This is a genomic window from Vibrio fujianensis, from assembly GCF_002749895.1.
In the GTDB taxonomy this organism is placed as follows: Bacteria; Pseudomonadota; Gammaproteobacteria; order Enterobacterales; family Vibrionaceae; genus Vibrio; species Vibrio fujianensis.
The window spans coordinates 271806-279295 of sequence record NZ_NBUS01000042.1; the positions used below are offsets into that span (position 1 = coordinate 271806).

The 7490-nt window shown below is 45.2% G+C and carries 6 protein-coding genes and 11 tRNA genes; 16 read left to right on the plus strand and 1 reads right to left on the minus strand.

The annotated features are described in order from the left end of the window. Window positions 1-24 precede the first annotated feature (24 nt). A complete protein-coding gene (gene hemA, locus B7C60_RS10205; protein WP_099611564.1) occupies window positions 25-1284 on the minus strand; it encodes a glutamyl-tRNA reductase in 1260 nt (419 codons plus the stop codon). Window positions 1285-1617: 333 nt separating this feature from the next. Between hemA and lolB the strand changes: the two genes are divergently transcribed. The 16 genes from lolB to B7C60_RS10285 all read left to right on the plus strand — a co-directional run bounded on the left by lolB (window position 1618) and on the right by B7C60_RS10285 (window position 7485). Continuing rightward, a complete protein-coding gene (gene lolB / locus B7C60_RS10210) occupies window positions 1618-2232 on the plus strand; it encodes a lipoprotein insertase outer membrane protein LolB (protein ID WP_099611565.1) in 615 nt (204 codons plus the stop codon). Continuing rightward, window positions 2214-3101 carry a 4-(cytidine 5'-diphospho)-2-C-methyl-D-erythritol kinase gene (gene ispE, locus B7C60_RS10215; protein WP_099611566.1) on the plus strand — a complete coding sequence of 296 codons (888 nt, stop codon included), beginning with the start codon at window positions 2214-2216 and terminating at the stop codon, window positions 3099-3101. Before lolB ends, ispE begins: the two co-directional genes overlap by 19 nt. A gap of 29 nt (window positions 3102-3130) precedes the next feature. Next, window positions 3131-4075 (plus strand): ribose-phosphate pyrophosphokinase, encoded by a 945-nt coding sequence (locus tag B7C60_RS10220; protein ID WP_099611567.1) that lies wholly within the window; start codon window positions 3131-3133, stop codon window positions 4073-4075. A 145-nt stretch (window positions 4076-4220) separates the two neighbouring features. After that, window positions 4221-4811: an aminoacyl-tRNA hydrolase gene (pth, locus tag B7C60_RS10225; protein ID WP_099611568.1), complete on the plus strand. Its 591-nt coding sequence runs from the start codon at window positions 4221-4223 to the stop codon at window positions 4809-4811. Between the two features lie 11 nt (window positions 4812-4822). Continuing rightward, the gene (ychF, locus tag B7C60_RS10230) at window positions 4823-5914 is read left to right on the plus strand and encodes a redox-regulated ATPase YchF (protein WP_099611569.1); all 1092 of its coding nucleotides are present in this window, start codon (window positions 4823-4825) and stop codon (window positions 5912-5914) included. Between the two features lie 291 nt (window positions 5915-6205). Next, window positions 6206-6282, plus strand: a tRNA-Met gene (locus B7C60_RS10235). Between the two features lie 44 nt (window positions 6283-6326). Continuing rightward, window positions 6327-6411, plus strand: a tRNA-Leu gene (locus tag B7C60_RS10240). A gap of 36 nt (window positions 6412-6447) precedes the next feature. Continuing rightward, window positions 6448-6522: transfer RNA gene (locus tag B7C60_RS10245), tRNA-Gln, on the plus strand. Between the two features lie 79 nt (window positions 6523-6601). After that, window positions 6602-6678 (plus strand) — tRNA-Met (locus tag B7C60_RS10250). A gap of 45 nt (window positions 6679-6723) precedes the next feature. After that, a tRNA-Leu gene (locus B7C60_RS10255) sits at window positions 6724-6808 on the plus strand. 25 nt (window positions 6809-6833) lie between these two features. Then, window positions 6834-6918: transfer RNA gene (locus B7C60_RS10260), tRNA-Leu, on the plus strand. Window positions 6919-6956: 38 nt separating this feature from the next. Then, window positions 6957-7031 (plus strand) — tRNA-Gln (locus B7C60_RS10265). A gap of 40 nt (window positions 7032-7071) precedes the next feature. Then, window positions 7072-7158, plus strand: a tRNA-Leu gene (locus B7C60_RS10270). Window positions 7159-7171: 13 nt separating this feature from the next. After that, window positions 7172-7246 (plus strand) — tRNA-Gln (locus B7C60_RS10275). A gap of 45 nt (window positions 7247-7291) precedes the next feature. Continuing rightward, window positions 7292-7376: transfer RNA gene (locus B7C60_RS10280), tRNA-Leu, on the plus strand. 34 nt (window positions 7377-7410) lie between these two features. Beyond that, window positions 7411-7485 (plus strand) — tRNA-Gln (locus B7C60_RS10285). Window positions 7486-7490 lie beyond the last annotated feature (5 nt).

The following is a 7490-nucleotide window of genomic DNA, read 5'->3' on the forward strand; positions in this document are numbered from 1 at the left end:
TAAAAATAGGTAAGGAATGATAACTTATTGTGGGTCATCAAGACCCAAACTTTGCCTAATAATCGCAAGTTTTGCAGGCTCACCCTGCTCTGCAGCCATTTGCAGCGCTCGAGTCGGCGTATGAATCAATTTATTGGTCAACTTATTGCTGAGTTCGATCAACAATTTCTCAGCATCGCCACCAGCCGCCAGCGCTTGTAAACTCTTGCTTAATAGCTCTTCTCGAATCTCACTCGCCGCTTTACGATAGTCACGAATACTGTCAACCGCCTGTAAGGAACGCAACCAACTCATAAAATCAGCGCTTTCTTCACTCACAATCACTTCAGCTTGAATCGCTTCAATTTTTCGCTGTTGTAGGTTGCTATCGACGATCGACTGCAAATCATCGACCGAATAAAGATACGCATCATCCAAATCGCCAACCTGAGACTCAATATCACGAGGAACCGCAATATCAATCAATAAAATAGGCTGATGACGACGTACTTTAAGAGCACTTTCAACCATCCCTTTCCCGATAATGGGCAGTGGACTTGCTGTTGAACTAATCACAATATCCGCCTGCGCTAAATAATCGGGAATTTCATTCAACGTAATCACATCAGCATCAAAATGCTGTGCTAACACGTTTGCCCGCTCTAGGGTTCGGTTAGCGACCATCATCCGTTTACAGTGATGCCCAGCCAAGTGCTTAGCAACCAACTCGATCGTTTCCCCTGCACCGACTAACAACACGGTTGCATCAGCGAGCGATTCAAAAATATGTTTTGCCAAAGTACAAGCGGCATAGGCCACAGAAACGGCATTACCTCCTATTTCTGTTTCTGTACGTACACGCTTAGCAACAGAAAACGCTTTTTGGAATAGCTTTTCTAGTGCCGAATCCACCATATGGTTTTCTTTGGCATCTGCATACGCCTGTTTGACCTGCCCCAAAATTTGCGGCTCGCCCAAGACGAGTGAATCCAACCCACACGAAACGCGCATTAAATGGCGAATCGCCGCTTGCTCTTCGTGAATGTATAGGCTGGGTTTTAACTCCTCTGGATTAACTTGATGAAATCGCGCTAACCATTCAATCAACTTATTCTTACTGGCTGATTTCACATCACAATATAGCTCTGTTCGGTTACACGTAGACAGGATAACGCTCCCGTTTACATAAGGATGATCCGAGAGCTCGCGTAATGCTTCAGACAGCTTATCGGGTCCAAAAGCCACTTTTTCTCGTAACTCAACCGAAGCTGTATTGTGATTGATACCAATAGCAAGCAAGGACATCTATCGAGGATTCTCAGGTAAGAAATGGATTAAGCGACGAATTTTACTTGATGCACCAAATGATTGAAAGGGTCGGCGGGATTTGTTTTTCTGAGTTCGTGACATCAATGATATAGTAAGCGCGACTTTCAGACTTAAAACACGTAAAGTGAATCATCAGTCTCAACATATAAGTTGGTATCAATATAATAAAAGTGAGTACCAATACAGCAATGACTTGCCCTATCCCAATACTCATGCGATAGGTAAATACTCATAGGATAGAGAACTGGCGACACCTGACCACAAACGAGATAACAGATACGTTAAGCATGGATAAATAACGAAGACACTATGACCGCTAAAGCACAAATTTTTCTGTTGTTTTTTTTCATCATGACCTTCACTGGCTGTAGTACTATCTCGCAGCCGATAAGTGAGGTCCAATGGCAAACACATCAGGATCAATTAAAAAAAATCAAACACTTCCAACTGGTGGGAAAGTTAGGGTATCGCTCTCCAGAACAACGGCAATCCCTTCACTTTCAGTGGCAAACCGACAGCAACGGTACTCAGTTAAGGCTTACGACCTTTCTCGGACAAACCATTTTAAACTTGTCGTTCAATGAGCACGGAGCCCAGGTTCTGACTCATGATGATCGCCTCTATCAAGCGACCAGCGCTCAACAATTAGTTCAGCAATTAACGGGCTTAGACCTCCCCATCGAATTATTACAAGAATGGATATTGGGTCTACCATCCCAAGCCGATCAGTTTGATCTCAACAGCCATAATACGTTGGCTTGGTTAGATAAAACCATCGAACAACAGACTTGGCGAGTGAACTATCAGCGTTACCGTGAATACCCATGGCAACAAATAACCTTGCCTTTGCCTGAAAAACTCACACTATCCCAAGAGTCGACTTCTATTAATTTGGTGATATCTCAATGGACGTTAACCCCATGAATCCGAATTCCACGACTTGGCCTTCGCCCGCTAAACTCAATCTTTTCTTGTATATTAACGGACAACGACCTGATGGTTACCACGAATTACAAACTCTGTTTCAATTTCTCGATTATGGCGACCAGCTCACGATTACGCCAACGTCGGATGGTATCATTCAACTGACCCCACAACTGGCCGGTGTAACAGAGCAAGATAATCTTATTTGGAGAGCAGCAACTGCCCTCCAGCGTCAAACGGGCTGCTCACAAGGCGCTCGTATTCAACTCACAAAACGATTACCGATGGGGGGAGGTATTGGCGGCGGCTCATCGAATGCGGCAACCGTGTTGGTAGCTTTGAATTATATCTGGAACACTGGGCTAACCGATATACAACTAGCAAACATCGGGCTCACCTTAGGCGCGGACGTTCCGGTATTCATCCATGGAGCCGCTGCTTTTGCTCAAGGCGTTGGCGAACAGTTGCATCCGATTACGCTTGATGAAAAATGGTTTTTAGTTATTCGCCCCAAAGTCAGTATCGCGACGAAAGATATTTTCACCCATCCTGATTTATCGAGAAACACGCCAAAGCGTGATTTAGCGACCCTTCTCGCTATGAAATACGAAAACGATTGCGAAAAAATTGTCCGAATGCTTTACCCAGAGGTTGATAAGCAACTTTCATGGCTGCTACAATACGCGCCGTCAAGATTGACCGGGACGGGGTCTTGCGTTTTTGCTGAGTTTTTGAGCAAAAAAGATGCAGAAGCTGTCCTTGCCAGGCTCCCTGACGATGTCTCGGCGTTTGTGTCCCAAGGGCGCAATATATCACCGCTAAAAGAGACGCTGGCTGACTACCAATCAGCCCACACCCAACCTAATTAAAAACTGGACGCAACCCTGAGGTTTCCACCGTGCCTGATATGAAGCTATTTGCTGGTAACGCCACACCTGAACTAGCCCAACGTATTGCTGATCGTCTATACATCTCCCTTGGTGATGCTACTGTTTCACGTTTCTCTGATGGAGAAGTGGCAGTGCAGATCAACGAAAATGTTCGTGGTAGCGATGTATTTATTATTCAATCGACTTGTGCGCCAACCAATGACAACCTAATGGAATTGGTGGTAATGATTGACGCAATGCGCCGCGCTTCTGCAGGCCGTATTACTGCCGTTATTCCCTATTTTGGCTATGCTCGCCAAGATCGCCGAGTTCGCTCTGCACGTGTACCGATCACGGCAAAAGTTGTTGCCGATTTCCTTTCTAACGTAGGCGTTGACCGCGTATTAACCATTGACCTACACGCCGAGCAAATCCAAGGCTTCTTCGATGTGCCCGTTGATAATATTTTTGGTACACCTGTGTTACTCGAAGATATGAAAGCACGTAATTTAGAAGATCCCGTTGTGGTTTCTCCTGATTTAGGTGGTGTTGTTCGTGCTCGAGCAACGGCCAAAGCACTCGGTGATATTGATATTGCCATCGTTGACAAACGTCGTCCGCGTGCCAATGTTTCTGAAGTCATGAACCTAATCGGTGATGTTGAAGGGCGCGATTGTGTGATTGTTGATGACATGATCGATACCGGAGGTACATTGTGTAAAGCGGCTGAAGCTCTGAAAGAGCGCGGAGCTAAACGAGTTTTTGCTTATGCAACCCACGCCGTTTTCTCTGGTAATGCCGCGAAAAACATCAAAAGCTCAGTTCTCGACCAAGTCATCGTTACCGACTCCATCACCTTATCAAAAGAAATGGCAGCAACCGGAAAAGTTTCTCAGTTAACCCTTTCTAGCATGCTGGCTGAAGCTATCCGTCGCATCAGCAACGAAGAGTCTATCTCGGCGATGTTTAACTAAACGTTCACCCGTTCATACTATAATCACGCCTCATCGATGATGGGGCGTTTTATTTCTCGCGCACTGACCGCAAAGGCCATCTCGCCCTACGACTCTTTTCTATGCTATCATACCGCGCTTTTTCGTTTGCTAAGGGATCCAAACCTTGAGTCAACCAATTAAATTACTTGTCGGGCTAGCCAACCCGGGCCCTGAGTATGTTAATACTCGGCACAATGCCGGAGCATGGGTGATAGAAGAACTGGCTCGAGTACACCACTGCGTCTTGAAAAGTGAACCGAAGTTTTATGGTTTAACAGGCCGGATTATGGTGCATGGTGAAGATCTACGCTTACTGATCCCCACCACGTTTATGAACTTATCCGGTAAAGCCGTTGCTGCGATGGCAAAGTTTTATCAAATCAATCCAGAGCAGATCATGATTGCCCACGATGAGCTTGATCTCCCCCCTGGTATTGCTAAGTTTAAGCAAGGTGGTGGACATGGTGGTCACAATGGCTTAAAAGACACCATCAGTAAACTAGGCAATAATAAAGAATTTTACCGTCTTCGAATTGGCATTGGTCATCCGGGACATAAAGATAAAGTAGCAGGCTATGTGCTAGGCAAAGCTCCAAGCAAAGAGCAAGAGTGCATACTAGCAGCGGTGGACGAATCGGTTCGCAGCCTAGATATCTTACTCAAAGATGGCCTAACAAAAGCGCAAAATCGCTTACACACGTTCAAAGCTGAATAAGGTTACAAAGCATGGGTTTTAAATGTGGCATTGTTGGTTTGCCTAACGTTGGTAAATCAACTCTTTTTAATGCACTAACAAAAGCAGGTATTGAAGCGGCAAATTTTCCGTTTTGTACCATTGAACCAAACACAGGTGTTGTTCCGGTTCCCGATCTACGTCTTGACGCATTAGCAAAAATCGTCAAACCACAGCGCATCTTACCGACCACAATGGAGTTTGTTGATATTGCCGGTCTTGTAGCGGGAGCATCAAAAGGGGAAGGGTTAGGAAATAAATTTCTAGCCAATATCCGAGAAACCGATGCCATTGGCCATGTCGTACGTTGTTTCGAAAATGAAAATATCGTACACGTTGCAGGTAAAGTATCACCACTTGAAGATATTGAAGTCATCAACTTAGAACTAGCTCTGGCTGATCTAGATAGTTGTGAACGAGCCATTCAACGCCAAGTAAAACGGGCGAAAGGTGGTGATAAAGAGGCGAAGTTCGAACTAACCGTTTTGGAAAAACTGTTACCCGTTCTAACTGAAGGCGGCTCAGCTCGTTCTGTATCGTTAACCAAAGAAGAACTGGCAGCGGTGAGCTACCTAAACTTCCTAACGCTTAAGCCTACGATGTACATTGCCAATGTTAACGAAGAAGGATTCGAAAATAACCCTTACCTTGATGCCGTTCGGGAGCACGCTGAAAAAGAGCAAGCCTCTGTCGTGGCAGTTTGCGCCTCGATTGAATCAGAACTATCTGAATTAGAGGATGAAGAGCGGGATGAATTCCTCGCCGATTTAGGTATTGAGGAACCCGGATTAAACCGAGTCATTCGTTCAGGTTACGAATTGCTTGATTTACAAACTTATTTTACGGCAGGCGTCAAAGAAGTAAGAGCATGGACTATTCCTGTCGGTGCGACTGCGCCACAAGCTGCTGGGAAAATTCATACCGATTTTGAACGTGGTTTCATTCGTGCTGAAGTGGTCGGTTATGATGATTTTATCCAATACAATGGTGAAAGTGGTGCCAAAGAAGCCGGAAAATGGCGTTTAGAAGGCAAAGATTACATTGTCAAAGACGGCGATGTTATTCACTTCCGTTTTAATGTATAACTTTATTTTTCATCAAACAGCCAACCTCGCGTTGGCTGTTTTTCTTTTATCGATGCAATAATAATTGCAAAGTTGTATTGAGTTAAAAGCAATCACCTTGTCGCTTTACCCGCTGTTTTTGATCAGAAACAACGCTCTTTGTTTAAAAAAAACTCGAACGGTTGATTTAAGAGAATTTATTCAAAAAAACTATTGACGCTCTGAGGCCATATCCGCATAATGCGCACCGTTCTCAGCGATAAGGCAATACCTCATTGAGAACGGCAATGGTAAATAAAATACCCTTGTTTTGGCTACGTAGCTCAGCTGGTTAGAGCACATCACTCATAATGATGGGGTCACAGGTTCAAATCCCGTCGTAGCCACCATTTCCTAAATGCTCTTTTGTTCATTTAGAGTTTTTAGGAAAGATGCGGAAGTGGCGAAATTGGTAGACGCACCAGATTTAGGTTCTGGCGCCGCAAGGTGTGAGAGTTCAAGTCTCTCCTTCCGCACCATAATTAGGCCTGGCTTTAATAAAGCAAGGTGGCTGTAGGTCTATCGCCAAGCGGTAAGGCAGCGGCTTTTGATGCCGCCATTCCCTGGTTCGAATCCAGGTAGACCTGCCATTATTCCTTATGTTTCAATGTGTAAAAACCATTGGAACTCAAAGCGAGATTGTATTATAGTTTCTCGCTCTGAAAAGATGGCTACGTAGCTCAGTTGGTTAGAGCACATCACTCATAATGATGGGGTCACAGGTTCGAATCCCGTCGTAGCCACCATTATATTAAACGTTATTTATAATAAATGACGATTAATAATGAGACGCGGAAGTGGCGAAATTGGTAGACGCACTAGATTTAGGTTCTGGCGCCGCAAGGTGTGAGAGTTCAAGTCTCTCCTTCCGCACCATCGTCTCATTATGAATAAACAATTTGCGGAAATGGCGAAATTGGTAGACGCACCAGATTTAGGTTCTGGCGCCGCAAGGTGTGAGAGTTCAAGTCTCTCTTTCCGCACCATATTAAAGGTTATCAGTTTTATCACTGCTGACTGATGTAGGTCTATCGCCAAGCGGTAAGGCAGCGGCTTTTGATGCCGCCATTCCCTGGTTCGAATCCAGGTAGACCTGCCAATTTATTTAACTCAATACTGTCAAAGCATTCACTGAATTTGCGGTGGTGGCGGAATTGGTAGACGCGCTAGCTTCAGGTGCTAGTGTCCGTTAGGACGTGAGGGTTCAAGTCCCTCTCTCCGCACCAAGTTCAGTATTACAGGTCTATCGCCAAGCGGTAAGGCAGCGGCTTTTGATGCCGCCATTCCCTGGTTCGAATCCAGGTAGACCTGCCATTTACAACGATGATTCGACTCATTCGGATTGTCTATAAAATTTGTGCGGAAGTGGCGAAATTGGTAGACGCACCAGATTTAGGTTCTGGCGCCGCAAGGTGTGAGAGTTCAAGTCTCTCCTTCCGCACCATGCTTTTAACATGCATAGCCTGGCTAGCATCTGCAGGTCTATCGCCAAGCGGTAAGGCAGCGGCTTTTGATGCCGCCATTCCCTGGTTCGAATCCAGGTAGACCTGCCATTTAC